20 protein-coding genes are annotated in these 26108 nt (G+C 66.0%); 14 read left to right on the forward strand and 6 right to left on the reverse strand.

Annotated features, from left to right (window positions below; genetic code table 11):
* Positions 1 to 179: 179 nt before the first annotated feature.
* From accC to GF399_02550, 9 genes are all read left to right on the forward strand, one after another.
* Positions 180 to 1523, forward strand: coding sequence for an acetyl-CoA carboxylase biotin carboxylase subunit (accC, locus tag GF399_02510; protein MBD3399186.1), 1344 nt, complete (start codon positions 180 to 182; stop codon positions 1521 to 1523).
* A gap of 90 nt (positions 1524 to 1613) precedes the next feature.
* The gene (locus GF399_02515) at positions 1614 to 1820 is read left to right on the forward strand and encodes a hypothetical protein (protein MBD3399187.1); all 207 of its coding nucleotides are present in this window, start codon (positions 1614 to 1616) and stop codon (positions 1818 to 1820) included.
* Between the two features lie 7 nt (positions 1821 to 1827).
* The gene (locus GF399_02520) at positions 1828 to 2514 is read left to right on the forward strand and encodes a hypothetical protein (GenBank protein ID MBD3399188.1); all 687 of its coding nucleotides are present in this window, start codon (positions 1828 to 1830) and stop codon (positions 2512 to 2514) included.
* 75 nt (positions 2515 to 2589) lie between these two features.
* Positions 2590 to 3705 (forward strand): glycosyltransferase, encoded by a 1116-nt coding sequence (locus tag GF399_02525; protein ID MBD3399189.1) that lies wholly within the window; start codon positions 2590 to 2592, stop codon positions 3703 to 3705.
* A gap of 11 nt (positions 3706 to 3716) precedes the next feature.
* The gene (locus GF399_02530) at positions 3717 to 4439 is read left to right on the forward strand and encodes a 2-phosphosulfolactate phosphatase (GenBank protein ID MBD3399190.1); all 723 of its coding nucleotides are present in this window, start codon (positions 3717 to 3719) and stop codon (positions 4437 to 4439) included.
* Positions 4440 to 4486: 47 nt separating this feature from the next.
* Entirely contained in the window at positions 4487 to 5854 is a 1368-nt protein-coding gene (locus GF399_02535; protein MBD3399191.1) for a tetratricopeptide repeat protein, read from the forward strand.
* 273 nt (positions 5855 to 6127) lie between these two features.
* On the forward strand, positions 6128 to 8782 hold the full coding sequence (locus tag GF399_02540; GenBank protein ID MBD3399192.1) for a hypothetical protein: 2655 nt from the start codon (positions 6128 to 6130) through the stop codon (positions 8780 to 8782).
* Positions 8779 to 10563, forward strand: a complete 1785-nt coding sequence (locus tag GF399_02545) for a hypothetical protein (GenBank protein ID MBD3399193.1) — start codon at positions 8779 to 8781, stop codon at positions 10561 to 10563. Before GF399_02540 ends, GF399_02545 begins: the two co-directional genes overlap by 4 nt.
* Positions 10553 to 12166 carry a 4Fe-4S dicluster domain-containing protein gene (locus GF399_02550; GenBank protein MBD3399194.1) on the forward strand — a complete coding sequence of 538 codons (1614 nt, stop codon included), beginning with the start codon at positions 10553 to 10555 and terminating at the stop codon, positions 12164 to 12166. Before GF399_02545 ends, GF399_02550 begins: the two co-directional genes overlap by 11 nt.
* Positions 12167 to 12562: 396 nt before the next feature.
* Here the strand turns inward: GF399_02550 and GF399_02555 are convergent, their stop codons facing one another.
* The 6 genes from GF399_02555 to GF399_02580 form a co-directional block, all read right to left on the reverse strand.
* A complete protein-coding gene (locus GF399_02555; GenBank protein MBD3399195.1) occupies positions 12563 to 12952 on the reverse strand; it encodes a hypothetical protein in 390 nt (129 codons plus the stop codon).
* A gap of 179 nt (positions 12953 to 13131) precedes the next feature.
* Positions 13132 to 13893: a hypothetical protein gene (locus GF399_02560; protein MBD3399196.1), complete on the reverse strand. Its 762-nt coding sequence runs from the start codon at positions 13891 to 13893 to the stop codon at positions 13132 to 13134.
* 213 nt (positions 13894 to 14106) lie between these two features.
* Complete coding sequence (locus GF399_02565) at positions 14107 to 14304, reverse strand: hypothetical protein (protein ID MBD3399197.1); 198 nt, start codon at positions 14302 to 14304, stop codon at positions 14107 to 14109.
* Between the two features lie 341 nt (positions 14305 to 14645).
* The gene (locus tag GF399_02570) at positions 14646 to 15194 is read right to left on the reverse strand and encodes a hypothetical protein (GenBank protein MBD3399198.1); all 549 of its coding nucleotides are present in this window, start codon (positions 15192 to 15194) and stop codon (positions 14646 to 14648) included.
* Between the two features lie 311 nt (positions 15195 to 15505).
* On the reverse strand, positions 15506 to 16927 hold the full coding sequence (locus GF399_02575; GenBank protein MBD3399199.1) for a GTP-binding protein: 1422 nt from the start codon (positions 16925 to 16927) through the stop codon (positions 15506 to 15508).
* Positions 16928 to 17072: 145 nt separating this feature from the next.
* A complete protein-coding gene (locus GF399_02580; protein ID MBD3399200.1) occupies positions 17073 to 18620 on the reverse strand; it encodes a hypothetical protein in 1548 nt (515 codons plus the stop codon).
* A gap of 831 nt (positions 18621 to 19451) precedes the next feature.
* On the opposite strand from GF399_02580, the gene GF399_02585 reads away from it, so the two are divergent.
* The 5 genes from GF399_02585 (at position 19452) to GF399_02605 (ending at position 25983) form a co-directional block, all read left to right on the forward strand.
* Complete coding sequence (locus tag GF399_02585; protein MBD3399201.1) at positions 19452 to 21437, forward strand: hypothetical protein; 1986 nt, start codon at positions 19452 to 19454, stop codon at positions 21435 to 21437.
* A gap of 1 nt (position 21438) precedes the next feature.
* Complete coding sequence (locus GF399_02590; protein ID MBD3399202.1) at positions 21439 to 22365, forward strand: hypothetical protein; 927 nt, start codon at positions 21439 to 21441, stop codon at positions 22363 to 22365.
* Positions 22366 to 22393: 28 nt separating this feature from the next.
* Complete coding sequence (locus tag GF399_02595; protein MBD3399203.1) at positions 22394 to 23680, forward strand: hypothetical protein; 1287 nt, start codon at positions 22394 to 22396, stop codon at positions 23678 to 23680.
* 184 nt (positions 23681 to 23864) lie between these two features.
* On the forward strand, positions 23865 to 25661 hold the full coding sequence (locus GF399_02600; GenBank protein MBD3399204.1) for a PQQ-binding-like beta-propeller repeat protein: 1797 nt from the start codon (positions 23865 to 23867) through the stop codon (positions 25659 to 25661).
* A 109-nt stretch (positions 25662 to 25770) separates the two neighbouring features.
* Entirely contained in the window at positions 25771 to 25983 is a 213-nt protein-coding gene (locus tag GF399_02605) for a hypothetical protein (GenBank protein ID MBD3399205.1), read from the forward strand.
* Positions 25984 to 26108: the final 125 nt, after the last annotated feature.

Genomic DNA, 26108 nt, shown 5'->3' on the forward strand with positions numbered 1-26108 from the left:
CGCCGGACGCTTTAGCCGGTTTTTCTGGAGCCGTCCCGCGGGTTCGAGCCGTTCCGGCGGCCTCGTCTGGTATAACAGCGGCCACCTGTTCTATAATAACAAAACCGTTCAGCCATTTCGCGGTCGGCGCGGGAATCGGACAGCGCCGTCCGTCGTTTTCCCGCAGCCGGTGAGGTTCCATGTTCAACAAGATCCTGATCGCCAACCGCGGCGAGGTGGCCTTGCGGGTCATCCACGCCGCCCGTGAGTTGGGCATCCGCACCGTGGCCGTCTACTCCGAGGCCGATCGTGAGTCTCCTCACGTCCGCGAGGCCGACGAGGCCGTCTGCATCGGCCCGCCGCCGCCCAACCGCAGTTATCTCTCTATCCCCCGGATCATCGCCACCGCCGAGATCACCGACGCCGACGCCATCCACCCCGGCTACGGCTTTTTGGCCGAGAACCCGCACTTCGCCGAGATCTGCGAGGCCTGTCAGGTGACATTCATCGGCCCCGATCCGCGGACCATCACCATGATGGGCAACAAGTCCCGGGCCCGGCAGACGATGACCGCGGCCGGCGTGCCCGTGGTCCCCGGTTCCGAGGGCGTGGTGCAGAAGGTCGACGACGCCATCGAGCTGGCCGAGGAGATCGGCTATCCCGTGATCGTCAAGGCGGTTTCCGGCGGCGGCGGGCGCGGGATGCGCATCGCCCACACCCAGGTCAGCCTGATCAAGGCCTTTTCCACGGCCCAGACCGAGGCCGAGGCCGCCTTCGGCGACGGCAGCCTCTATCTGGAGAAGTTCATCGTCAAGCCTCGCCACGTCGAGATTCAGATCATGGCCGACAAGCACGGCAACGTCGTCCACCTCGGCGAGCGCGACTGCTCGATCCAGCGCCGCCATCAGAAGCTGCTGGAGGAATCCCCCTCTCCGGCCGTCGACGCCGAGCTGCGCGCCCGGATGGGTGAAGCGGCGGTCGAGGCGGCCCGTGCCTGCGGCTACCACTCCGCCGGCACCGTCGAGTTCCTCCTCGACGCCTCGGGACACTTCTACTTCATGGAGATGAACACCCGCATCCAGGTCGAGCACCCCGTTACCGAGATGTTGACCGGAACCGACCTGGTCATCGAGCAGATCCGTGTCGCCGCCGGCGCGGAGCTCTCCTGGAGCCAGGACGAGATCACCTACGACGGCCACGTCATCGAGTGCCGCATCAACGCCGAGGACCCGATGCGCAACTTCACCCCCAGCCCCGGTCCCATCGCGGAGTTCCAGGCCCCGGCGGGCGAGCATATCCGTATCGACACCTTCGCCGAGACCGGCGGCACCGTCAGCCCTTACTACGACTCCCTCGTCGCCAAGCTGATCGTCAAGGGCGCCGACCGCGCCGATTGCATCGCCCGTACGCGGGCCGCCCTGGACGAGCTGGTCATCGAGGGCGTCAAGACGACGATCCCCTTCCATCAGGCCCTGCTGCAGCACCCGCGCTTCGTCGCGGGCGACTTCGACACCGGCTTCCTCGACGAGGAGCGGGTGGTCTAGCCGACGGTTTAGAGGCGATCACAACCGGTTGTCGGTCTCCAGCAAACCAAAGCGCTCCGTAACGTCCCGCTACCCAGGGGGGCTATGCCGTTGTTCCAGGTAATACAGCAGGTCGTTACCCGGCTGAAGCCCGAAGCCTTCCTCAAAGAGCGGCAGTTGCAGCGGCTGTTCGAGGCGAACCTGGAGGAGTTGTTGGGGCTGCGCTTCGTCGCCAGCGAGTTCTCGACGGGCGAAAAACACGGCGGCCGGATCGACACCCTGGGTATCGATCAAAACGATTGTCCGGTGATCATCTGAGTACAAATTGTCCTCGAAAAGCAACATCATCAATCAGGGGCTGTATTACCTCGATTGGCTGCTGGATCACAAGGGCGATTTCCAGATTGCTGTTCAGCGATGGCTGGGCAGCGATGTAACGGTATCCTGGGACTACGCCCGTCTGGTTCTGATCGCCCGGGACTTCAACAAGTACGACCGGTACGCCGTCGAGCAGATCGGGCGACTGGTGGAGCTGAAGTCATACCGTCTGTATCAGAACGGCCTGCTCTACCTGGAGGACGTCTACTCGACCCCGCTGCCGCAGATCAGCAAAGCTACCCAAACAGAAGCGCTGGATGAAGCCGATATAAAGGCGGCGGCGGCTTATTCGGTCGATGTGCATCTCGAAGACAAACCGGTTGGGATTCAGGACAGCTTCGCCGCTTTACGTGAATACATCCTTTCGCTGGGCGGGGACGTGATCGAGAAGCCGACCAAGCTCTACATCGCCTACTCAGCCACGCGCAACTTCTGCGAGATTGAACTGCAGAAAACACAGCTCAAGCTGTCCCTCGATATCCCATACGACGAGCTCAGCGCGACGGAGCTGGTTCGCGATGTGAGTAAAATCAGTCATTGGCCCACCGGGAGTTGTCAGGTAATCATCAAACCGGCTGAAGAACTGGAACCAGTGTACGGTTTAATCAAAGAATCCTACGACTACTTCCAATAGCAGTCCCGGAGACCCGTCATCGCCGAGTTCCTCAAGCTGCTCCACGTCCGGGGGACCCTGCTGTCACCCTGGCTGATGGCCAAGTTCTTCCCCCTCGAGGAGCGGGGCTTTCGCCAGGATTGCGTCCTGCGACCGGATAACCGGGCGGCGCTGCCCGTCGACTTCCCCCTGGGGCTGCGCCGGGTGCGCGGCCGGCCCAACCTGCTGGATCATTTGAGCCTGAGCAGTTTGCGGACGCTCGCCAGGAGCGGCCGCTGGGCGGCGGAGTACATCCACGGACTGGAGCCGTTGCTGGCGGACTACGGGCTGGTGCGCAGCGCCGAGATCCATTACCCCTTCAGTTGGCAGTGCGTCCGGGCGCACCGTCGCGGCCAGGGCCCGCCAGTGGTGGTCACCGTTCACCAGAATATCCCCCACATCTGGTTGAAGAAAAGCCGCATCCAGAATGAACTGGCCGAGGTCCGCCGCGGCGCCCGGTTGTTCGTGGCGGTGACGGAGTACTGCGCCCGGCTCTGCCGCCAGGAGGGCATCCCCGCGGAGCGTATCCGCGTCGGCGGCAACGCCGTCGATTTGGCGCGCTTCCGGCCGGGTCCGGTGGACAGCGGACTGCGACGGAAACTCGGCGCCGGGGAGGGCGACTTCCTCGTCCTGGCCCTGGGACGCCAGCGCTGGGAGAAGGGCCAGTGGGTGCTGGTCCACGCCCTGCGGGCCCTGGAGCTGGCGGGGAAGCCGGTCCGTGGGGCGATCGTCGGCTCCGGCGGTGCCCGGAGCGGGCTGGAGCGCCTGGCCGCCGCCTATCGCCTCGGCGAGCGGCTGCGCTTCCTCGACCCTCTGCCCTACGAGAGGGTGCCGGAGCTGCTGCGCGCGGTGGACTGTCTGGTCCAGCCCTCCCTGCCCGCCCCGCACTGGCAGGAGCAGTTCGGCATGGCGGCGCTGGAGGCCCTGGCCTGCGGCGTCCCCGTGGTGACGACCCGCGTCGGCGGCATCCCCGAGGTCGTCGGCGAGGCGGCCCTCTACACCCCGCCGGGCAACTACGTCGCCCTGGCCGAGTCCCTGGAGCGCCTGCGCACGACGCCCGGCCTGCGCGAAGAACTCATCGGTCGCGGTCTGGAACGGGCCGAGCTCTTCTCGCTGGAGCGCATCGCCGGACGCTACACCGCGGCCTTCGCCGACGCCGCCGCCGCAGGGTAGGAGGAAGCCCGATGATGGAACCGACGCCGCGCATCGACGCCGCCCTCTGCCCGGCGGAGCTGGCCGGCCTGGAGCTGAGCGGGCGCACCGCCGTGGTCATCGACGTCCTGCGGGCCACCACCACGATCACCACGGCCCTGGAGGCGGGGGCGGCGGCGCTGATCCCACGGGCCACCCTGGAGGAGTGCCGCGCCCGCCGCCGGGAGGATCCGGAGCTCCTCTGCGGGGGCGAGCGCGGCGGCCTCAAACCCGCCGACTTCGAGCTGGGCAACTCACCGGCCGCGTACACAGCGTCCGCGGTCCGGGGCCGGCGGATCGTCTTCTCGACGACCAACGGCACCCGGGCCCTGCTGGCCTGCGCCGCGGCGGAGACGGTCCTGCTGGGGGCGCTGATCAACCGTGCCGCCGTCGCCGGGCGCCTGGCCGCCGACGGCCGCGACGTCGTCCTGGTCTGCTCGGCCAAGCACGGCCGGCCCAACCTGGAGGACAGCCTCTGCGCCGGGTTGATCGTCCGGGCCCTGGAGGAGCGGGGTCTTGAACTGGAGTTGTCCGACGGCGCCCGGCTGGTGCGCGCCGTCGCCGCGACCTATCCTCCCGGCTACGACGTCCTGGCCGACACCGATCACGGCCGCGAGATGCTCAGCCTGGACCTCGAGGCCGATATCCGCTTCTGCGCCCGTCTCGACACCTGCCGGACCGTCGGGCGCTGGACCGCGGGACGGATTATCGTTTAGAATACATGGGGCCGGGCAGATGAGCGTCACGGCAGATCAATTGAGCGATGAGGTTTTACCGGCGGCCGAAGCGGTCCGCCGCAGCCATCAATGAGGATGTGATGAGCGACAAGCTGCTCGATGAAGTCCGCGCCGCCCTGGCCGCCGAGGTCCTCGACACCCGACCCTTCGACGGGGTGCAGCCCGCCGAGGTCGACGACGTGATGATCTGCAATGCCCTGGGCGATCTCTACGGCCGCGCCGCTGAGCCACAGCGGGCCTACAACTTCTATCACCGTGCCGCCGAGCTCTACCGCGCCGAGGGCTATAGCACCAAGGCCATCGCCATCCTGCGCAAGGCCACCCGCCTGGAGATGGCGCCGCCGGAGGCGCTCTGGGAACTGGGCGGGCTCTACGCCGTCGAGGGCTTCAAGGCCGAAGCCTCCCAGCAGTACCTGCGCTACGCCGATCTGCAGCGCCGCCGCGACGACACCGACGCCGTCCTGCTGGCCTACGAGAAGATCGTCGAACTCGATCCGCAGAATGCGCTCATCCGCGTCGTCCTGGCCGAGATGTACTCCAAGAGCGGGTTCACCGAGCGGGCGCTCGAGGAATACGAACGGGCCCTGGAGATTCTCGATCCGGAACGCGACGCCCAGGACGTGGCCAGGGTCAAGCGACGGATCATCGACCTGGAGCGCAAGAGCGAGACCGAGGCCCAGACCGGTGTCGAGCTGCCGGCAGAACTCGAGCTGCCCACCCCGGAGGCTTCCCCCACGGTCGAGGAAGCCGACCCTGAAGATCAGGGAACCGAGATTGACCTCGGCGAAACCATCATTGAAGACGCCGAGGCCGACATCGACCTGGAGGCCGCCGTCGGCGTTGCCCCGCCCGAGACCGACGAGCTGAGCCTGGAGGGCCTGGAGGCCGACGAAGACAGTACCGGGGTGGAGATCGATCTCGACGGGGCGATCCGGGAACGAACGGAGGCCGGCGAGACGAAGGCGCCCAGCGGGGAAACGACCTTCGAGGACGTCGTCGAGGACTTCAAGGAAGCGATGAGTTCCCTGACGGCCGGTGACGATCCCCAGGGCCACTATGATCTGGGGATCGCCTACAAGGAGATGGGGATGCTCGACGACGCCATCCTTCAGCTCCAGGCCGCCGCCCGGCACGAGTCCCTACGTGACAAGGCCGCCAGCCTGCTGGCCGAGTGCTTCTACGAGAAGGGGCTGCCCGAGTTAGCCGTCAAGGAGCTTCAGCGGGCCCTGCGCAGCGCCGTCGACGAGGACGAGCGCCTCTCGCTGCACTACCGCCTGGCCGTTGTGCTACAGGAGCTGGGGCGTGACGCGGCGGCCCGCGACAACCTGCTGGAATGCTACGCCATCGATATCAACTACCGCGACGTGGCCCGACGGCTGGAGAACCTCGGCTGAACCCCGGACGATCCCGGCCGAGACCCTTGAAACAGGGCCTCGACCGCCTCCACGACGCCTGGGCGTCGCGTTGCCGGAACTGGCACGGTTTTTGCGTTCCAGATCCCGTCCCGGACGGCCGCAGGTTCTGGCTTATGCAAAAACCGTGCCAGTTCCGGCGGTCTTACCCCGGTCGGAGCGGGATCGGCTTCTTCAAAGGTCTCGGCCTCGGACAGCGGATCTTTCACGAAACCCTCCTCCAGCTTGGAGGGAGCGATCGGATGGCTATCAGCGATGCAGCGACGCCATAGTTCTGAGACGCTCCAGGAGCGAACCAGTCTGGACCGCACCCAGTCGGTGCACACCCAGCGCACCGCCGGCGGGCTCAAGGTTCTCTGCAAGCATTACCCGGCCGCTCCCGTGGTGACCATCTGGGTTTGGATCGGTGTGGGCAGCGTCAACGAACCCGCCGAAACGGCGGGCATCAGCCACGTGCTGGAGCATATGGCCTTCAAGGGCACCCGGCGGCGCGGCCCGGGCGAGATCAGCCGGGAAGTCGAATCCCGCGGCGGGGTGATCAACGCCTTCACCGGCTACTATGCGACGGCCTTTTACGTCAGTCTGCCCAGGGAGGAGCTGTCCCTGGGCGTCGACATCCTGGCCGACGTACTCTGTAACTCCGTCTTCGACGAGGTCGAGCTGCGGCGCGAACTCCAGGTGATCCGTGAAGAAATCCGTCTGCGCGACGATCGCCCCGCCAGTCGGCTCTGGGAGCTGATCACGGGGACGGTCTTCCGGCGACACCTGCTGGGTCGGCCGATCGCCGGAAGCCACGCCGGCGTTGACGGCCTCAGTCGTCAACAGGTGTTCGAGCATTTCCAGCGTTACTATACCCCGGCCAACACCAGGGTCGCCGTGGTCGGCGACGTCGATCCCGCTGTCGCGTACCGTGTCGTCGCCGAGGGTTTCGCCGACTACGCACGTCAGGGTCGGAAACCGCCCCGCCCGCCCCGGGAGCCCAACCAGCGGGAGTTCCGCCTGCGGGTTGAGGAGATGCCCGTCGCCCGGGCCCGCCTGGCACTGGCCTGGCCGACGGTCAGCCAGCTCCACGCCGACGCCCCGGCCCTGGACATCCTGGCCGACATCCTGGGCAACGGACGTTCCAGCCGCCTGTACAGTCGCTTGAAGGAGCGTCGGGGGCTGGTCGACGACGTCCAGGCGACCTCCTACACCGGAGACGACGCCGGTCTGTTCGTCGTCGAGGCCGAGCTGGATCCCGACGGCGTCGACGAGGTGACGGCCCTGGTCAACGGCGAGGTCGAGCTGTTGCGCAACCTGCCCGTGGGACCCTACGAGCTGGGTCGGGTGCGCAACGCCGTCGAGCTGGAGTACCTGGAAAACCATGAGACCGCCGAGGGGCAGGCCCAGGAGATTTGCTATTACGATCAACTCGGCGGCTGGCGCTTGGCCGACGCCTATCTGGACAATCTCTACCGTGTCGACGCCAAACGGCTGCGCGAGGTGGCTATCTGCTACCTCTCGCCCTCGTCGCTGAACGCGGCCCTGCTGGTTCCCGAGGGCCGGGGTGCCGACTTCGCCGGGCTGACCCCCGCCGCGGCGCGTCTGAAGATGCCGCCGCGCAAACGCCCCCTGCCCGAGAAGCCGCCCCAGATCGTTATCCCGGCCAAGGTGGCCGTCGAGGAGGTCGAGCTCGACAACGGGGTGCGCTTGATCATCCGCCGCAACGCCAACATCGCCCAGACCTCGATGCTGGCCCTCGTCGTCGGCGGCTTCCCCGAGGAGGAGCCCGCGGAGTACGGGATCACCAACTTGGCTCTCGATCTGGCCCTGCGCGGGACACGACGCCGCGGCGCCGAGGCCTTCCACAGCCAGCTCGAGTTCTACGGCACCGCCATCGACGATGTGCTGCGACGGGATTGCTTCGGTTTGCGGCTGGACTGCGCCTCCCGCCACCTGGAACCCTGCCTGGAGTTGTTCGGCGAAGCCCTCTGCCGTCCGGCCTTCCCCGAGGCCCGGCTGGAAAACACCCGCGGCGACGTCCTGGCCGAGATCGCCACCCGGCCCGAGGAGGCCGTGGGTTACGCCCTCGGTAAGGCCAACATCGCCCTCTACGGTGGACGGGGCTACGGCCATTTTCTCGCCGGGGAGACCGACACCGTGACCGCCTTGGATCGCGATCGGCTGGAAGCTTGGTATCGACGGCGGCTCAGCGGAAAGCGTTTGGTGTTCAGCATCGGCGGCGGATTGGACGGGGAGCGGACCCGTCGGCTGGTTGGCGAGCTGCTCGAGGAGCTACCGGCCGGCTCGGCGCCCCCACCGCCGCCGGAATGCCGCTACCAGGCCGTCACCCTCGAGGAGCGGCTGCCCAAGCAGCAGACCCACATCGCCCTGGCCCACCCGGCGCCGGGGCTGGCCGACGAGGACCGCTTCGCCGCCGCCGTCCTGGCCCAGGTTCTGTCAGGAACGGGCAACCGCCTCTTCGTCCGTCTGCGCGACGAACTCCACCTGGCCTATCTGGTATTCTTCAACTACCGGCCCCAGCGCGGCGGCGGGGCCTTCTTCAGCTATCTAGGCACTCAGCCGGGTCGCGGCGACGAGGCCCTCGCCGCTTTGGAAGAGGAGTTGGCCGCCGCGGCCGCCGCGGGATTGTCCGTCGGCGAGATCGAGGAGGCCAAGACCCATCTCGGCGGATTGTACAAGCTCAGCCGCCAGCGCAACGCCGGCGTGGTGGCCACCTACGGTCAGGCCGCGGCCTGCGATCGGAGCCCGTCCGAGGTCGACGCCTTCCCCGAGCGCATCCGCGCCGTCGAAGCCGCCGCCGTCAACGCCGTGCTGCGTCGCTACCTGGCCGAACGACGACCTTCCCGTTTCCTGCTGCGCGGCACCCTGCCCGAGCGCCGCGTCGGCGAAGCCGAGGACCTTTCGTGAGTGACGGCCTGTTCGACAGCTGTTGCAAGCGCTGCACCCACCGGGCGGCTCAACCCTGCAGCGATTACCTGGCCTGTCGCCTCTCCGGGCCCTTCTGCCATACCGACCCGGACTGCGAGCGGGCCAAGGCCGAGGCGGCCCGACGGATCGCCTTCGGCCCCGGCGGCCTGGTCGGCGTCGGCCAGGGTGATTGTGGCCGCGCCGTGGGCTCCGCCGCCGTGCTTCAGCTCCTCGACGAAACCCTGGGCACGGACTTCGAGGTCGTTCCCGTAGGTTGTCTGGGGTTCTGCTCCGTCGAGCCGACGGTCTGGCTGGCCCGTCCCGACGAACCCCTGGTCCTCTTCGGCGAGATCACCCCGGAGGACGCCGTCGAGCTGGGCGAGCGCCTGCAGCGCGGTGAACTCTGGGAGCGCAAGATCGTCGCCCACCTGCCGTCGGTGCTGGCTTCTGAGTTGACCTATCGGGACAATCGCCACCTCTATTCCGTCGAGGAGGTTCGCAACGAGGCCTACCATTACTTCCTCGACAAGCAGATGCGGCTGGTGACCGCCCACTGCGGCCTGGCCCGGCCGACCTCCCTCGACGATCATTTGATGCGCAACGGCCTGCACGCCCTGTTCATGCTGTTGCGGCACTACACCGCCGAGGACGCCTTCTACCTGATCGAGGAAGCCGGACTGCTGGCCCGGGAGAGCGGCGAGCCCGTCGTTTCGCCCTGGCGGGAGTTCGCCGCCCTGGGTGGCGGCTTGCTGCGGCTCGATTTGCGCGACTCCGCGACCAATCCGACCCCCTTCGTCCGCCGATTGCTCGAGGGCTGGCCCTTCGCCGTGATCGAGGCCCTGATGATCCTCGGAAGACTGACCGGCTCGACGAAGGCCGAGATCGTCCTGCCGACCAGCTGGGAGGTGCCTTTCGCCGACAGCGTACCCCCGGGCGAGCTCTGGCTGCGCTACCGGCCGCGCGGTGAGGCGCCGATCGCCAACCTGACCGCGGCGCTGGCCGAGCTGTCCGAGCACGGCCTCCTCGGCGACGACATCCTGGGCTTCGATTTCGATTTCCAGCTCCACGTCGTCACCACCCCCGCGCGCGTCGACAAGGTTCTGGAGGTCGGCCTGGAAACTCTGCTCAACCTGCCGCCGATCATCGAGCTGGGGGGCGAGTGGTTCCGCGGTTTCGGTCACGGCCGGGCGGCGGGCACCAAGTGCTTCCTCGTCGGCGGGCCGCTGACGGCGCACGGCTATTGCGAACTCAACCTCGGTACGCCACTCGAGGAAGTCATCGAGCTGGTCTGCGGCGGTGGTCGGCCCGAGCCGATCGAGTGGGTACGCCTGGACGCCGGTCCTCGCGTGACCACACCCGCCTTCAAGGGCGCCTTCGATTACCTGGACGGTGACGAGGATGGCTTGAGTAGCTTTCCACCGCCGCGGTTGGTCAGTTGCTACGCCGTCGCGGAGACCGAGCGGGAGCGGCCGGCGGCTGTCGAGGAGGCCGGTGTCTCCCGAGGCTTCCACAGCCTGTTGACCGGCTATCGGCAGCTCCCCGAACCCGAAGCCGACGAAGCCCCCGTGCTGTTCGCCTGGCGGCTGATCGGTCAATGCCTGGAGCGCCTGTCTCAGGGCCGGGGCGAGTTCGCCGATCTCAACCGCTTGACCGATTGGGCCGAATTCCTGCGCTACAACGCCGGTGAGCGTTTGGCCGACTGGGCCGAGATCCTGGAGAACGCCCTCAACTCCCAGGGCGTCTCCCTGCTGGCCGGCGGAGGTGGTCGCGATGACGACTGAGGCCGGAGTCACCATCACCATCGACGGCCGCGAGGTCAGCGCCCGACCGGGGACGACGGTCCTCGAGGTCGCCCGCAAGCTGGGGATCGAGATCCCCACCCTCTGTTACCGGGCGGGCTTCGAACGGGTGACACGTTGCGGCTTGTGCGTGGTCGAACGGGAACCCGCCGAGCTGGTCGCCGCCTGTGAAACGACCATCGAACCCGGCGCCGTCTATCACACGACCTCCCCCGCCGTCATCGGTCAGCGCCGACGGGTGCTCAAGCTGCTCTTTGCCCGTCACACCCCGGACTGCCACACCTGCGAGCGCCACGGGATGTGCGAGCTGGAGCGCCTCTTCGGCTGTCTGCGCATCACCGACGGCACCCTGCCCGGGGTGCGATCCCTGGCCTACCACGACCGCTCCTCGCCGGCGGTGACCATGCGCGGCGATCGCTGCGTGCTTTGTGGACGCTGTGTGGCCGTTTGCGACCAGCGGATGGGCGTCGACGCCCTGCAGCTCGACCGTCGCCTGCTCCAGGCCCGGCCCCGGGGCCGCCTGGGTCTAGACGGCTCCCCCTGCATCGGCTGCGGTCAATGCACCCTGGTCTGCCCCGCCGGAGCCCTCGAGCCGACCGTCTCGGTCACCGCCGTCGAAGCCGCCCTGGCAGACCGCGATCGCTACTGCGTCGCCCTGCTGGAACCCGCCGCCGCCGCGGCGTTGATGACTGAGCTGGGCTTGAGGGCCGTCCCCCGCCTGGTCGGCGTCCTGCACATGTTGGGTTTTAACGCCGTCCTCGACGCCGCCTGGGGCGCCGACCTGTACTACGGACTGCTGGCTCGTCAACTCGGCGAGGAAGACGCACCGCGCATCATCAACCACTGTCCGGCCCTGGAGCGTCATCTGCAACAGACGCGGCCCGAAATCGCCAAATGGCTGCCGTCCATCGATTCACCCACCCGGCTCGCCGCCCTCGGCTGGCGCGGGCAACTGGCCCGGGAGGTCGGTGCCCTGCCCGGCCAGGGCTATCTGGTTCAACTAACCACGGGCACCGGCTGGAAGGAACGGGTGCGCCGCCGCTCCGCCGCCGGTGATCGCGGCGTCGACGCCGCCCTGACCGTGCGCGAACTCGTCAGCCTGCTGCGACTGCTGCGGATCGACACCGCAGGGGCCAAACCACGCTCCTTCCTGCGTTGGCGCGGCTCGCGCAGCGCAATGATGCACGGTGCGCCCGGGGCGACGGCTGCCGGGTTGAGCCTGGCGTTGGCAGCCCGCGACGGCATAGCTCCCGTCGACCACACCACCGCCTACCTGCCCGAGACGCGCACCTTCGAACTCGCCTCGACCCGGGGTTCGCGTAGTATCCTGGTGGCCCACGGTCTGCCCCGCGCTCTGGATTTGATCGACCAGGTCCTGAACGTATCAGACCCTTCACCGCCGCTGCTGGAGCTCTACGCCTGTCCCGGCGGTTGTCTGGGCGGCGGCGGCCTGGTGCGCGATCCCGCCGGCGAACTCCAACAACGCTATCAGGCCCTCGTCTATCTCGCCGAGGGAGCCCCGGAGCGCTTCCCCCAGGACAACCCCAGCCTCAAGCGTCTCTACCCCGATTTATTCACGGGCTGAGCACACTGACGCTGATACGGCAACAGGCCTCCCCCGGCGGCCTGTTTATGTTGCGGCTATAGATTGATCTCACCGCCCCGGGCCCGACCTCTGAAAACCCCCGGGGGCATGCTCCGGCGACCCCGCCGCCCGACCGCCCGGAACTGGCACGGTTTTTGCATCTCGGCGACCGTTAGCGCCGCTGTTTACCGGTCCGCCTCCGCAAAAACCGTGCCAGTTCCGGGCGGTGCCCATATCGCGGTGGTCTCGGAAACGTGTGCGGGGGTTTTCAGAGGTCGGGCCCGGGGCCTGTTCAGCGAGTTGTTCAAGGGCGCTCCTCGCGCCGGGTTCCGCTGTCGTTGCTATCGAAGCGCCGCGGCGCACACCGTCAGCCCCATGGGGCCGGAGGAAACGCCGCTACTTGAGAGGGAACTCGAGGATCCAGAAGACCCTGACCTTCTCGGTCACCGGAATGGTCAGGGTTTTGAGGAAGGCATCCAGCTCGGCGCGCAGCTCATCGTTGTTATAGGCGGTGTCGTCGCCGCTGATGGTCGAGGTGGAGAGGAGTACGTCGAACTCACCGTCTTCGAAGGTCATGTGGAACTGGAGATCGCCGGTGGCGCCGTATTTCATGCCTATCGCCTTGGCTTCGTCGAGGTACGCGGCGTTGAGATACTCCAGCGCCTCGTCCGCAGGCGTAAGTGGGCCGGCGGTCTCGACCGACGGCTCCGGGGTCGCCGCGGGCGTCGCACAACCAACGATAACGAGACTCAGCGGTATCAGCGGAAACAGTAGCAGGCGTCGCATCGTTTTCCTTTCGGCTCTGTGCGCTTTGGCGAAACCAGCTGGCGAAACCAGCTGATGGACGGCATGACCGTTTGGAATCGACCCTGGAATCGTTTAGGGGATCATCAGCAACCTCAAGTCAGCAGAAAAAAACGGGGACCACAGGGGTCCCCGTCGTCATCGTACGGTTGCGATAGTCGCTACTCGATGGGGAACTCGAGCACCCAGAAGACCTTGACTTCTTCCTCGATGGGGATGGTCAGGGTTTCGAGGAAACTGTCCAGCTCGGCCCGCAGCTCCTCGTTGTTGTAGGCGGTCTCGTCGCCGTAGCCGGTGGCGGTGGAGTGCAGGGTGTCGAACTTGCCGTCCTTGAAGGTCATGTAGTACTGGATGTCGCCGCTGGCGTCGTACTTCTCGCCCATGGCCTTGACCTCGTCGAGGTACTCGGCGTTGAGGTGTTCGAGGGCTTCCTGTTCGAGGGCTTCGGCGGCTTCCTCCTCGGCGGCCGCGGCGGCCTCTTCCTCGGTCATCTCCTCTTCGCCGTCCTCTTCCTCGGCCTCTTCCTCGCCCCAACTGGCGGGCTGGTTGGCGTAGCCGCTGAACAGCCACTCACCCTCGGTCTCGTAGACGTAGAGGATCAGCTGCATGTCCCAGCCGTCGGCGTCGGTGTAGGGCTCCAGGGCGACTTCCTTGCCGAAGGTGCCCTCGGAGATCTCGTATTCCTTGTCGGGGAAGGTCAGCTCGTTCTCGGTGATGATCTTCCAGACCTCTTCGTGAGGCGGGGTGTAGTCTTCACCGGCCATGCTTTCGGTGAACAGGGCCTTGAAGCCTTCCTCGTCGCCCTCTTCGACGACGGCGTAGAAGGACTCCATCAGTTTCTCGGGGGACTCGTGGCCGCCGCCGCCGCAACCGGCGACGAACAGGGCCAGGATCAACCCGCTGACGATCAACAGTTTACGCATCTATCTCCCTCGTTTGCTTGGGCGGGGCGGTCGACCCCGCCGTGTTGGTCAGTCGATCCTCTCAGTCGGCCGATCATCTTGCTCAGCCGATCATCGGAGATCGGTTGTCGGTAGAATGGACGGTTCGGTGTCAGATCGATTCGTCGGTTCACTCGACCTGGGGTCCGGGAACATGTCCGCGGAGACCGTCAGGCGCAGCCGACCGTTGAACAGTCAGCCCTCGATGGTGTCGCCGTCGGCGTTCCATTGGGCGATCCCGAGCTGTTGCTCGTAGATCAGATCGTCCGCCGGATCGAGCCAGGTCGCATCGTCGAACAAGACGGTGTCACCGGCGCCGCCCTGCTCGATGGAGTAGCCTTCGCCGAAGGTCAGGCCGTACTTCTCGATGCGTCCCCAGACAGGTTCGGCCACCTGGTCCCACCTGATCTCAGCTGATCTCACCTGATCGTAGTACCTGATCGTAGTAGATGAACAGGGCGTAGAGGCCTTCCCCGTCGCGTCGGTCGAAGGCGGCGACAAAGGCGTCAACCGGGGCTTCCGGTGTGGGCAATCCACCGGGTTCGGCTTCTGCGGCTACTGCTTCTTCGCCGGCGTGCTTCGGCGATCCCGCCCCGTCGCAGCCGCAAAGGGCCGGACCGGCGCGCGGCACGAGGGTTGGCCGTCTACGTAGTAGCGGCTCCCCGGGTTGCCCGCACGCCGGCCGGTTAGTGCATCACCTGCTAGACCGGAGTATTGAACGGTCTGCGGCAGGGCTACTGGGTCGCTTCCTCGTCGGCGGCCTCTTCATCGACAGCTTCTTCGTCAGCGGCTTCGTCCTCAGCCGCCTCTTCGTCGGCCGCCTCGTCCTCCAGATAACCCTCGGGGTAGTGCCAACCCTGACCGTTGAACAGCCAGCCGTCGATCTCCTGGCCCTCGGCGTTCCAGTTGCCGACGTAGAGCTCCTGCTCGTAGACCTGGAAGTCTTCCCAGCGGGCGCTGTCGAAGATGACGGTATCGTACATGGAGCCTTCTTCGATGGTGTAGCCCTCGCTGAAGGTCAGGTCGTACTGCTCGATGCGCTCCCAGACGGGATCGGCGTTGCTGGCGGTGTTGAAGCAGCTGTAGAAGACTTCCTTATCGCGGCTGTTGGCGGCCTCGATGAAGGTATCGACGAGGGCTTCCTTGGTCGGCGCGCCCTCGGCGGGATCGATGGGGCCCTCGACGGTCTCGGCGTCTTCAGCGCCGTTCTCGCCGCCTTCTTCGTCGCAGCCGACGAACCAGACCAGGGACACCAGCAACAGCAGGGCGAGTAGCTTTTTCATCAGTTTCTCCTTTACTACGGTTAAAGTGGATTGCAACGGGTCGTTTACTGAGATGGGATGCCGGTTAAGTCGGTCCAACCGGCCGGAGGACTAAACTCCAAATGGGAACCCGGAGCGGGATGATGGTTGATCAGCGGCCCAAACAGCGTATCCGGACCGGAGCACTCTCGCCGCAGTGTTCCCGCCATGGATCTGTGTAACGTTGAGACCAATGATAGTAGCACAGTCGGCGAGGGAATTGAAGAGCGAGCTCCGGGAACGGTGTTGTCGGCGTTGGTGACCGCGCGACTTCGGCGAGCCTGCCGTGCGCACTATTTGCCCACGCAGAAATCGGCGAACAGGGCGTCGAGGACATCCTCGTCGGTTACCAGCCCCAGGACCTCCTCGAGGGCGCGACGAACGGCGACCAATTCTTCGGCGGCGGCGTCCCAGATGCCGTGCCCCAGGGCGCTTCGCGCGGCGACGAGGGCCTCACGGGCGCGGCGGAGGCCCAGGCGCTGACGGCGCGAGGTCGGCGCCGTGTCGACGTTTAATGGCAGCAACAGCTCACGCAGGGCGGCTGTCAGCTCCTCGACCCCCGCACCCGCGGCGGCGCTCAAGGCCAGGGCGGGCCGGCCGTCGACTTCGTCCGGCGGCGTCTCTTCGAGGAGATCCCGCTTGTTGAGTAGAACCAGGGCCGGCTGGTTCTCGATCTCCGCCTGCGCCCAGTCCGGAATCCGCGGTCGACGGGCGTCGAGGACCACCAACAAGGCATCCGCGGTGCGGGCCGCCACGGATGCCCGCCGGGCCGCCAGCTCGGTCAACTCGTCGCGCCACAGCTCCGGTCGCCCCGCCGTGTCGTAGAGCACCAGGGGCAGTCCGTCGAGCTCCAGTTCGCCGCGCAGGATGTCCCGGGTCGTCCCCGGCGTCGGGGTCACCAGGGCCGCCTCAGCGCCCAGCAGACGGTTGAAGAGGGTGCTCTTGCCGACGTTCTCCTCGCCGACGAGGACGACGACGGCTCCGTCGACGGTCACCCGGGCGACGGCGGCCGAAGATTCCAGCTCCGCCAGCTCCCCGTCCAAGCCGCACAGGCCTTCCTCGAGCTCCCGGCGATAGCCCGCCTCGTTCAGGCCCTCCTCAGGATAGGCCAGGCGGGCCTCCAGGCCGGCCGCCAGCTCGATCGAGCGCCGGCGCAGACCGTCGAGTAAACGACTCAGCGCACCACCGAGCTGGCGCTCCAACAGGCGCACGCCGATTAAACTGCGGGCCCCGGCCAGGGCGCCGACGGCCTCGGCCTGCAGCAGATCCAGCTTGCCGGCTTCCCAGGCCCGTCGGGTGAACTCACCGGGCTCCGCTGGACGGGCGCCGAACCCGACGGCGATTTCAACCAACCGCCGGGCGATGGCGCCGCCGCCGTGGCAGGACAGCTCGACGACGTCCTCGCCGGTGTAGGACCGGGGCCCGGCGAAACGCACCGCCAACAGACGGTCGAGAACCCCGTCCACACCACCGGCCCGGGCCTGATAAACGTAACGGGGTCGGCGATCGGCGGGCCTGGGCTCGATGAAGTGTCCGGTGATCTCGACGGCCCGGGGGCCGCTCAGGCGCACCAGATCCACGGCCCCGCGGCCCGGGGCCGTGGCCCGGGCCACGATGGTGTCGTTGCTGGGCGACGGTCGCTTCACGATAATCGCTGTCGGATGAGCTAATACAGTGGACGGACGGAGCGTTGAAAAACAGCCCTGTTGAAACACCGGCGCCGGCGGTCTCGGGCGGTGCCGCTTTTACCGGGGTGGCTGTTTTTCAACGCTATGGTCGGCGTGGTTTTCGGGCCCGGGCTCGGGGAGTCGGAAAAGGGGAGGTCAGGCCTCCCCGGGGGTAGGGTCCTTGAGGCCCCGCTCAGATGAAGAACCAGATATCGTCGTAATCCTCGGCTCGTTCACCGCGTTCGACGAGGGTCTCGACGAAGGCGGCCAGGGAATCGTCGATGACGGTGTGGCCGTTGTCATAGCCGCAGAAGCGGTAGACCCGGCGGCCGTCGACCGGACGCAGGGCGATGAGTTCGCGTTCGGCGTGCAGGGGCAGGCGCAGCCCGTTTTCCAGCTCGATCAGCGGTACGGCGGTGCGCTCGAGCCCCGGGATCAGACCGGCTTCCTCGATGCGTTCCTGCAATACCCGGGCCAGGGGAACGCCTTCTCCACAGCGCCAGATATCGGTGAAACTGAGCAGGCCCGCCAAGCGTAAGGCTTGATGAAGGGCCACCAGTTCAAAGCGTCGGGCGTTGTTGACCAGGTAAGGTGTTTCGTTATAGATGCTGATGCCGGCCTGGTTGAGCCGCTTGACCATGGTCACCACGTCGGTGGTGATCTCGTAGGGGTGGATGAAGCGGGTTACCAGGCAGACCTCGAGCTTGCCGGGTTTGATGTAGCGGCCGAGGATCTTTGTCAGCAGGGCGGTGAAGCGCTGGGGCAGGACGACGGGGAAATCAGTGTCGATGCGTAGCCGGCGGATGTGCTTGTAGCGTGAGACGGCAGCCAGCAAGCCTTCGACGCGGGAGTCGTCCAGGCAGAGCAGGTCGCCGCCGCCGAAAACAGCCTCGTGGACCTCCTCGTGATCGGCGAACCATTCCAGGGCCCGGTGAACCTCGGCTTCGTCGGTTTCGGCGGGGGAATGGGAATTCGCTTCGAGGCAATACTGGGGCCGTCCGTGATCGATATTGATGCGGACGCTGAAGGGACCCAGGCGTTCGAGAATCTCCTTACCGTTCGCGGGTTTGCGGCTGCTCGGTGGTGGCAGGGCGCGATTGCGGATCGCCGCATCGTGATGCTCACCGTCGAGGGTGTCGAACAGTGAGAGATAGTGCGTTGTGATCGCCCAGCGGACACCGTTCCCGGCTGCCCGTTTGAGGCGTTTCTCCTCGGCGGAACTCAGTTCGATCAGGGCGGTGAGTTGGTCGACGTCGTCGACGGTGTTGCGCATCTGCCATAGCCAATCATCCCATTGGCTGGGCGTACCGCCGAGTTCATTGAGGATGCGGACCCGGTTCTTGTGACGGCGGCGGCTGGTCTCCCGGTCCAGGCCGTGGGGATAGCGCTCGAGAAAGGTTCCGGTGGAGACCGCTTCGCTTTCGGCCGCAGGGGTTGCTTGATCGCCGGCCAGCCCGGCGAACAGGCGTTCCAGTTCGTAGAGGAAACGGGGGGAGCAGGAGGACTGTTCACCAGCGGCCAGGGCGGCGAGGGTGTCGGCGGTCGCCTCGTCGGTGAAGAGCCTGGCGAGGATACGTCGACAACGGTGGGCCCGGGGACGGCTCTGGGGATCGATCTCCAACCCCTCGAGGGCGCCTCGCAGGATGGTGGAGGCCTTCCCGGGTGCAGCGCTCAGGTCTTCGCGCAGACCTGGCAGGTGTTCGAACAGGCTGTTGATCAACTTGGAGCTGTCTTCTGTCATCTACCTTCACCGACCTGGTTTCACGACCGGGCTTCCAAACTGACGGAAGCGGGATTCGCCCCGGGTTGTCTGGGCATCCGTGGGCACGGAAGCGGATTAGTTTCTTCGCTGCATGGTTCAGAGGCGTGTCGACGACTGTAGCTCGTTAGTGGTTTTCGCTGAGGCATAGTTGTACCCGCCGACTGACGATTAGCGCGGAGCCAACCGGAGCTTCTCTGCGTAACGGATCCTCGGTGCTTCTTCCTTAACGGGGCGGGAACTTGGAATCTTGAGCGTTGCAGCTCGCCGGTTCGCGTTTCACGGACGGTTCGTCGTGGGCTGCCCGTCCGAGGTTGGGTGTTCCGATTTGACCAGCAGTCGCCGTTGTCGGGCCGGGGCCGGCGGGTGTCTGCGGCGGTCCCGGTGCGGATGGGTTTGCGCGGAGCGGCCCCGGGTTGTCGTCGCGCCGTTGTCGGGCCGGGGCCGGCGGGTGTCGGCGGCGGTCCCGGTGCGGATGGGTTTGCGCGGAGCGGCCCCGGGTTGTCGCCGCGCCGTTGTCGGGCCGGGGCGGCGGGTGTCTGCGGCGGTCCCGGTGCGGATGGGTTTGTAGGAGAGGCCCCTCCACTCCCATTATAGAAAAAAAGGGGGCGTTATGCATCTTTTACGGGGGGTTGAGGTGTGTTCAAGTTGAAAGCGCGTCCGCCGGGGGGTCGGTTGATGGGGCGGACCGCCCAGGCGCGCGTTGACACGCCTGGGGCGGCGTGTTATAAACGGTTATCAAATCGATACCCGCCACCACCCCGCACGGCCCGCCGGGCCGTTCTGGTGTCATAGGCTATTAAGGGAGGCTTGATGTTGAAGAAACACCGTCTGCCGCTTGCGGCGAGCCTGGTTCTTGGTGTTTTGCTGGTTGCCGGTTGCTCCAGCGAACCCGCCGTGACCGTCGCCGATACGAGCTACACCATCGAAGAGATCGTCGAGCACTATCGCTATCAGGATCGCAAGCCCGATGTTTTCACCCTGACCGACGCCGAGTCGTATCTAGAAGCTTTCGGAATCAAGACGCTGTTGGAGACGGCGGCGCGGGATCTGGGGTACTACGATGATCCCAAGCTGTTGACCGATCACGAGGCCTTGCGGCGCCAGCTGCTCGTTCGCGCCTATCAGAACAAGGTATACAGCGACATCAGTGTCAGCGAAGAGGAGCTCGATCGCTGGGTGGAGCGCAACCAGAGTACGGGGGTCTGGGCCGAGTATTTGATGTGCTCTTCACGGGCCAAGGCCGAGGAGGCCTACGAGCGTTTACAGGGCGGTGAGAGTTTCGCCTCCGTCTGCCGGGATCTGTTCTATCTTAAAGGACTCAACGAGGTTTTCCGGGCTCAGGCGGGCGGCCGTTCCCGGACCCCGATCGCCTGGCGACCGGTGCCGCGCAATGAGAAGCTTTACGAGCTGGAGATCGGCGAGATCTCCGAACCCCTGTTCTACGACCTCAACAATGAGTGGGTCTACTACATTATCCGCCGCGGCGAGGACGCCGATCCCACCCTGGTCGAACGACCGGACGAGGGGGCGCTGCGCACCCAGCTGCGCAGCGAAGTCACCCAATTGCGTCGACGGGAAGCCTGGTTGGAGCGGGTGGACGAGTTGCGTTCCCAGGCCGAGGTCGAGGTCAACGAGGAGCTGGTCGCCGAACTCGATAATCTGCTCGAGAAGTTCAACAAGTGGTGCCTGGATCAGGGATTGATGCCCGTGGCCCGCGAGGCGTTGCTGAGCCTGACCCCGGAGCAGGTCAATACCGGTGTGGCCGGTGTACCCGGTGAGCCCGACGAGGAGGTCGCCCGCCTGGTCAACCGGCAGCGCAATCGGCGAACCGGTTTGGTCAACACCCTGTCGCCCTTCTTCGAGGAAAACGCCGACGCGACCCTCGTCACCGTCGATGGCGTCGAGGTGCCGCTGCGCTATACCAGCCAGTTCATTCTCGAATGGTTGACGATGGACGACACCCGGTTGTTGATGCCCGATTCCCGCGAGGAGTTGATCCAGCGGTTCGTTGATAAGAGTGTCGAGGAGCAGTTGGCCGTCGCCGCCGCCGAAGCCGACGGGCTGGCGGAGCAGCCGCGGATGCTCGCCCGGCTCCAACGCAAGCTCGACGAGGCCGCGGTCAGCCGGTTCTTCGAACAGGAGTTCAACGCCAACCGACCCCGACCGACCGAGGACGAGGTCCGCCAGTACTACGAGGCCAACAAGGATCGTTTCGTTCATGACGAGAAGCTGGTCTACCAGCTATTCACCACCACGGACCGCGAGCTGGCCGAGGAAGTGCAGGCGGTGCTGTCCAATCCGGACAACTTCAGCCTGGATGTCGAGCCGGTCAAGACCGTCGCGGAAGCCGAACAGCGCCTGGAGGCCGGCGAGCCGTTGCACAACCTGCCCGATTCCCTGATGCGGCTCTACGTTGCCGAGCTTTCCGACGACGTCGCCACGGCGACGGGTAACAAGTCTGTGGATCTGGACGAGGCCGATCCCCTGCTCCGACCGGGCTTCGAGCACGAGTCCGGCTGGCTGTCCCCGGTGTTGGAGGCCGAGCGGGAGGGCGAGAAGGTCTACGGTGTGCTCTACGTGATCGACATCATCGAGCCGCAGAACCGCACCTTGGAGAACGATAACCTGCTATACGACAGTCTGGTGATGGAGATGCTGCAGGCGACCCAGAATGAGGAATTCGAGGCCTTCATCAGCGAACTCAAGCAGACCTATCCGGTGACCGTGGATCTGGATCAGGCCCCCGATCTGCTCGAGGCCGTCATGGACCTGGCAACTCAGCGACCGGAGGAATAGGGTGCTCAAGCAACGACTAACGGTCTGTCTGCTGATCCTGTTGCTGCTGACGGCGGCCTGTGAGGAAGAAACCGAGCGCGAGGGTGTGTTGGCCATCGTCGACGGACGGGAGATCACCGAAGAAGACGCCTGGTACCTGATGGACGCCGACCCCGGCACCCCAGTGCCGCCGGAAATCGTCGACAGTCTGGTCGATCGCGAGCTGGTGCTGCGCGAGGCCCGCGAACTGGATCTGGGACGCAAGATATCCGACGAGCAGGTGGAGAACTATCTGCAGACCCTGGCGGCCACCGACGAGGTCATCCTGGCCGGCGGCACCGCTGCCAAGCGCCGCGAGCAGTTCCTGCGCGAGCAGATCAAGCGCGAATTGACCTATGACGCCGTGCTGGAATCCGAGGTGCTTTCGCAGATAGAGATTGGTCCCGCCGAGATCGAAGCCTACTACGCCGATCACCGGGAGCGTTTCTCGGTGCACCCGATCGCTTTCCGCCAGATCGTCGTCGAGGATGAGCAGACCGCAGCCGAGGTGACTGCCGAACTCGAGGCCGGTGGTGAGTTTGCCGAGCTGGCCGCCGAATACGGCACCACACCCGAGGCTGAGAACGGCGGATTGATCGAACTGCAGAAACGTGAAGACCTGCCCGCCGATCTGCTGATTGTGCTGGAGACCCTCGAACCCGGTGAGGTCTCCGAACCGCTGACCACGGACTGGGGCGTCCACCTGCTCAAGCTGGAAGAGTCAGGCGAGGCGGCGGTCCGCCCCCTGGCCGAGGTGCGCGACGAGATCCATGACTTGCTGTTCGAGGAAGCCAGCGTCGCCGAGCGCGAGCAGTGGCTTCAGGGACTGCGAGCCGCCGCCGACGAGCTCATCTGGCGGGCCCCCGTCGATGAAGACGCCGTTGAGGATGAACCCGCCGCGACCCAATAGGCTCGCTCCGATTGGAGGAATGGTTTAGATGATCCATCGGTCGACCGCACTGCTGCTGCTCATCGTGATGATCGGTGTTCCCTGGGCTCAGGGGGAGCTGGTCGATCAGGTGGTCTGTATCGTCAACGACGAAGTGGTGCTGGCCTCCGAGCTGGGCTACACCGTGCGCAGCTACCTGTCGGGACTGGCGCAGCAACCCAGCGGCGAGGAACTCAACCGTCTCACCGGCCAGATGTTCATCCAGCTGGTGACGACCAAGGTGCTGGTCCAGGAGGCCGAGCGCCGTGGGATGTCGGTCACCTATCGTGAATTGGACCAGGCCGTCGCCGATCAACTGCGCCAGGCCCAGGCGGCCTACCCCTCCGCGGAGGCATTCCACGAGGCCCTGGCTGCCGCCGATCTGACCGAAGCCCGCCTCGAGGATCTCTATCGGATCGAGGCTCGCGAGCAGATGCTGATCAACCAGCTGCTGCGCGACGAATACAACCATCGCATCAACATTACCGAGGACGACATCGACGCCTACCTGGCCGAAAACGAACTGACCACCGAGGAGCGGACCGTACTCGAGCTACGCATCGTCAGCGTCGAGGAGAAGCCGGGGCCCGACACCGAAGCCGCCGTCGAGGAGCTGGCCTATTCCCTGATGCGCCGCGCCGTCGCCGGCGAGGACTTCCTCGAGCTGGCCGAGGAGTACGGCGGCACCGCCGGAGATATGGGCATCTGGCGCCGGGGCGAACTCGACCCGGTCTTTGAAGAGGCGGCCTTCGCCCTCAAACCCGGCGAGGTATCCGAGCCCGTGCGCACGCGCGCCGGCTGGCACGTGATCAAGCTGCTCCAGCGTATCGATGACGAGACGGCTCACCTGGCCCAGATCCAGCTACCCGTCGAGGCCACCGCCGAAGACCGCGACGCCGCCCGCAGTGAGCTCAACGAGGTCCGCTCGCTGCTCGAAACCGACCCCGGAGCCAAGCTGCAACCCGACCCCGCGAGCTACCTGGACGTCGAAGAGGTGCGCCTCAACCTCTCCGACATCCAACGCTCCGATCCCCTGTTGGCCCAGACCCTGACCGAACTCGAACCCGGCGGCCTGACAAGGGTCCAGCAGTACGAGGGAGCCTTGAGCTTCATGCAGTTGGTCTCCCGGCGCGAAACCTCGGCCCAGAACCGGGAACGGGTGCGCCAGTTGATCCTCGACGAGGAACTCCAAGCCCGGCGCGAGGAATGGGTCAAGGAGCTGCTCTCAGAAGCCTACATCGACGTCAAGATCCCCGACCTGCGCGGCATACTGCCCGACGGACCCGGACGACGCTGAGCCCACCGACACCTTTGACACCGAAGCCCGACCCACGGTCGGGCTTTCTTGCAACCCGCTCCGGGAGACCGTTGAAAATCACTCCCCTACGGCTCTTGTGCGAGCGCCGGAACTGTGGTCGGGCTCGCGCGTCTTTCCAACGGTCTCCCGGAGGTGGTTCGATTACACCGGCGGGTCGCGGTGAGTGGTCGTTCGCTTTTCTTTGCCCCGACGCCCCCGCTTCGGCTATTATCGTTCTTGGCGTTTTCTCGGGGAGAGATTCGTGCGTCATGTAGCGATCATCGGCCTATTGTTGCTGAACTTTTCGGTGTTCGCCGGGGTTGAGCTGGAGGTGAGCGTCGCCGAAGGCGACGCAGCGACTGTGTTTCGCTTGAGCGCCGAGCTCTTTCCCGCGGCTCTCTATCGACCGCCGATTTTGCTTTGTGGCTTCGAACCGGCCCGGGCAGCGGAGATCCTGGAGCGGTTGGCCTGTTTGGAGGCCGCCGTTCTACCCAACCGTCGCGTCCCGCCGCATCCGGCGGACGGGGTGATTGGGGAGGGAGAGCTGGGAGAGTACGCCGGACCCCACGCTCGGTTGGTCGCTGGTCCCGCTTACCGCGGGACGATCCCGAAGGCTTCGCGGTTGGAGGTGCTCCAGCCCCCGCTGACGGGCTGGGCGGGGTTGCAGGCCCTCGACCTGCTGGCGGTGGGTTACGATCTGCGCTGGGATCCGGGTTCTTTGGAGCCGACGGCCTGGACTGCGGCGGTTCCGCCCAGTCTGGACGCACCCGCCGGGGTGATCGTCGGCACTTGCCAACACGACGAGCCGGAGGTGGCTCCGGCCCTGGTCTTGCGGTCGCCGGACGGCGGCCTGCGCCGTTGCGGTGTTGATGGAGAAATCGACGTTGAAGCCAGGGCGGCGGGCGGTTCCGAAAGCCTTCAGGCCGGTCCGGGGGTACTGCTGGAGCTTGAACGGCTCAGCGGCCCGGCGACGGGGCATCGGCTGGCGAGCGACGCCCCCCTCGTCGGTGTTGTCACCGTCCCGGGGCGGGTTTTCTTGCTGCGCGGCGGTGACAACCCCGCGGTGGGCCGCCTGGCCGGAGCGGCCGCCACGGCCTGGGAGCTGCCCCTGACGGCGGCGCCGCGTAACTGGACGCCCCTGGAAGACGGCCTGGCCGTCGCCGATGACGCCGGTTATGTCTACCTCGTCGAGCCCGACGGTGCGGCGCGACGCTGGCGTTGGGTGGAGAACCGACCGCCGGGGCTGGTGGTGACGCCGAACGGGCTGTTGGTGCTGGGATGTCGGCACTGGGGCGTCCTGGAGGGGGAGGCCGTTGACTTAGAGCCGCGCCGACTGCCGTTGCCGGCGACCTCGTCGGGCGTCCTATGCGGCGAGCGGTTGATATTCGGTTCGACGACGGAATTAGTGGTTGTTGATACCATCGACGGCGATTGGTGGAGCCATCGCCTCGGCGGCAGCCTCAACCTGGCCCCGGTTGTCGTCGGCGGTCTGGTCTATTGCGCCGCCGGTGACCACCGTCTCTATGTCTTCGACCCGACCAGGCCGGCGGCTCCCCTGGTCGAGGTGCGTGAACTGGATGCTGCGCCCAGTCTGGTGGCCGGCTTGCTCAACCTGGGCCTTCTCGTCGGCACCGTCGAGGGCGGTTTGATCCTGTCCAATCCCGACGGCACCCACCGTCTGGAACTCGACGGAGTCCCGAGGAACTCTACGGCCCGGCGCGGCGAGGAGCTGCTCCTCGCCGAAGGCGTCGGTTCGATCGTCGAGCTGGCGCTGCGCGGCACACCCTTCGATCCCTTCCAGCCCGGCTTCCGCGAGCCCCGCTCGGGTTCTCGGCTGGAGCTGGAGGGCGGCGTGATCGACGGTCCGCTGATCTTCCAGCCCCCCGCCCAGCTAAAGGCCACCCCGGCCCAGTTACGTCAAGGCGCCGTCTATCTCGTCGACGGTGCCGGTGAGCTGTGGATCATTGCCGAACTCGACTGACTCGCCGGTTTACCCCGGGAATCGTCTACCGTGTTCGGAGCGCTGACTGTGTGTAACACACTGTTAACACACGCGATGGGCTGTGGTGTTCCGTCCCTGAAAACGGGCCGTGAAGTGGCACATCAACAAGCAACCGACCGGTAGATTAGTCGCCCAAATTTTAACCGTAGGCAGCTCTGCAAGTTGGCCGATGGCCGATGTAGCTGTAGATGTAACTGAAGATGTAACTGTAAGAGATGCGGCGGGAAAGATTCACAGCGAGCAAGATAGACCAAGCTCTCTCAAGCTGAAGATAAAGAGAGAGCTCGTTTCTTCCGGCTAAGCGTTCCGGCGGCGGCCGCAGCCAGGGCGGTCGGCATATCCGCGAAGACAGTCTCCAAATGGTGGCAGATCAACGGCATCGAGAACTTCCGGGGCTGTGCCGAGCGACGGTCGACAGTCCACCGC

The sequence above is a fragment of the Candidatus Coatesbacteria bacterium genome (assembly GCA_014728225.1).
GTDB lineage: Bacteria > RBG-13-66-14 > RBG-13-66-14 > RBG-13-66-14 > RBG-13-66-14 > WJLX01.

Excerpts from the sequence above, each read along its gene's own strand:
- GF399_02580 (MBD3399200.1), bottom strand. The coding sequence starts at position 18,620 with ATGACAGAAGACAGCTCCAAGTTGATCAACAGCCTGTTCGAACACCTG.
- GF399_02585 (MBD3399201.1), top strand. The coding sequence starts at position 19,452 with ATGTTGAAGAAACACCGTCTGCCGCTTGCGGCGAGCCTGGTTCTTGGT.
- GF399_02540 (MBD3399192.1), top strand. The coding sequence starts at position 6,128 with ATGCAGCGACGCCATAGTTCTGAGACGCTCCAGGAGCGAACCAGTCTG.
- GF399_02550 (MBD3399194.1), top strand. The coding sequence starts at position 10,553 with ATGACGACTGAGGCCGGAGTCACCATCACCATCGACGGCCGCGAGGTC.
- GF399_02535 (MBD3399191.1), top strand. The coding sequence starts at position 4,487 with ATGAGGTTTTACCGGCGGCCGAAGCGGTCCGCCGCAGCCATCAATGAG.
- GF399_02555 (MBD3399195.1), bottom strand. The coding sequence starts at position 12,952 with ATGCGACGCCTGCTACTGTTTCCGCTGATACCGCTGAGTCTCGTTATC.
- GF399_02595 (MBD3399203.1), top strand. The coding sequence starts at position 22,394 with ATGATCCATCGGTCGACCGCACTGCTGCTGCTCATCGTGATGATCGGT.
- GF399_02530 (MBD3399190.1), top strand. The coding sequence starts at position 3,717 with ATGATGGAACCGACGCCGCGCATCGACGCCGCCCTCTGCCCGGCGGAG.
- GF399_02525 (MBD3399189.1), top strand. The coding sequence starts at position 2,590 with ATGGCCAAGTTCTTCCCCCTCGAGGAGCGGGGCTTTCGCCAGGATTGC.
- GF399_02570 (MBD3399198.1), bottom strand. The coding sequence starts at position 15,194 with ATGAAAAAGCTACTCGCCCTGCTGTTGCTGGTGTCCCTGGTCTGGTTC.
- accC (MBD3399186.1), top strand. The coding sequence starts at position 180 with ATGTTCAACAAGATCCTGATCGCCAACCGCGGCGAGGTGGCCTTGCGG.
- GF399_02560 (MBD3399196.1), bottom strand. The coding sequence starts at position 13,893 with ATGCGTAAACTGTTGATCGTCAGCGGGTTGATCCTGGCCCTGTTCGTC.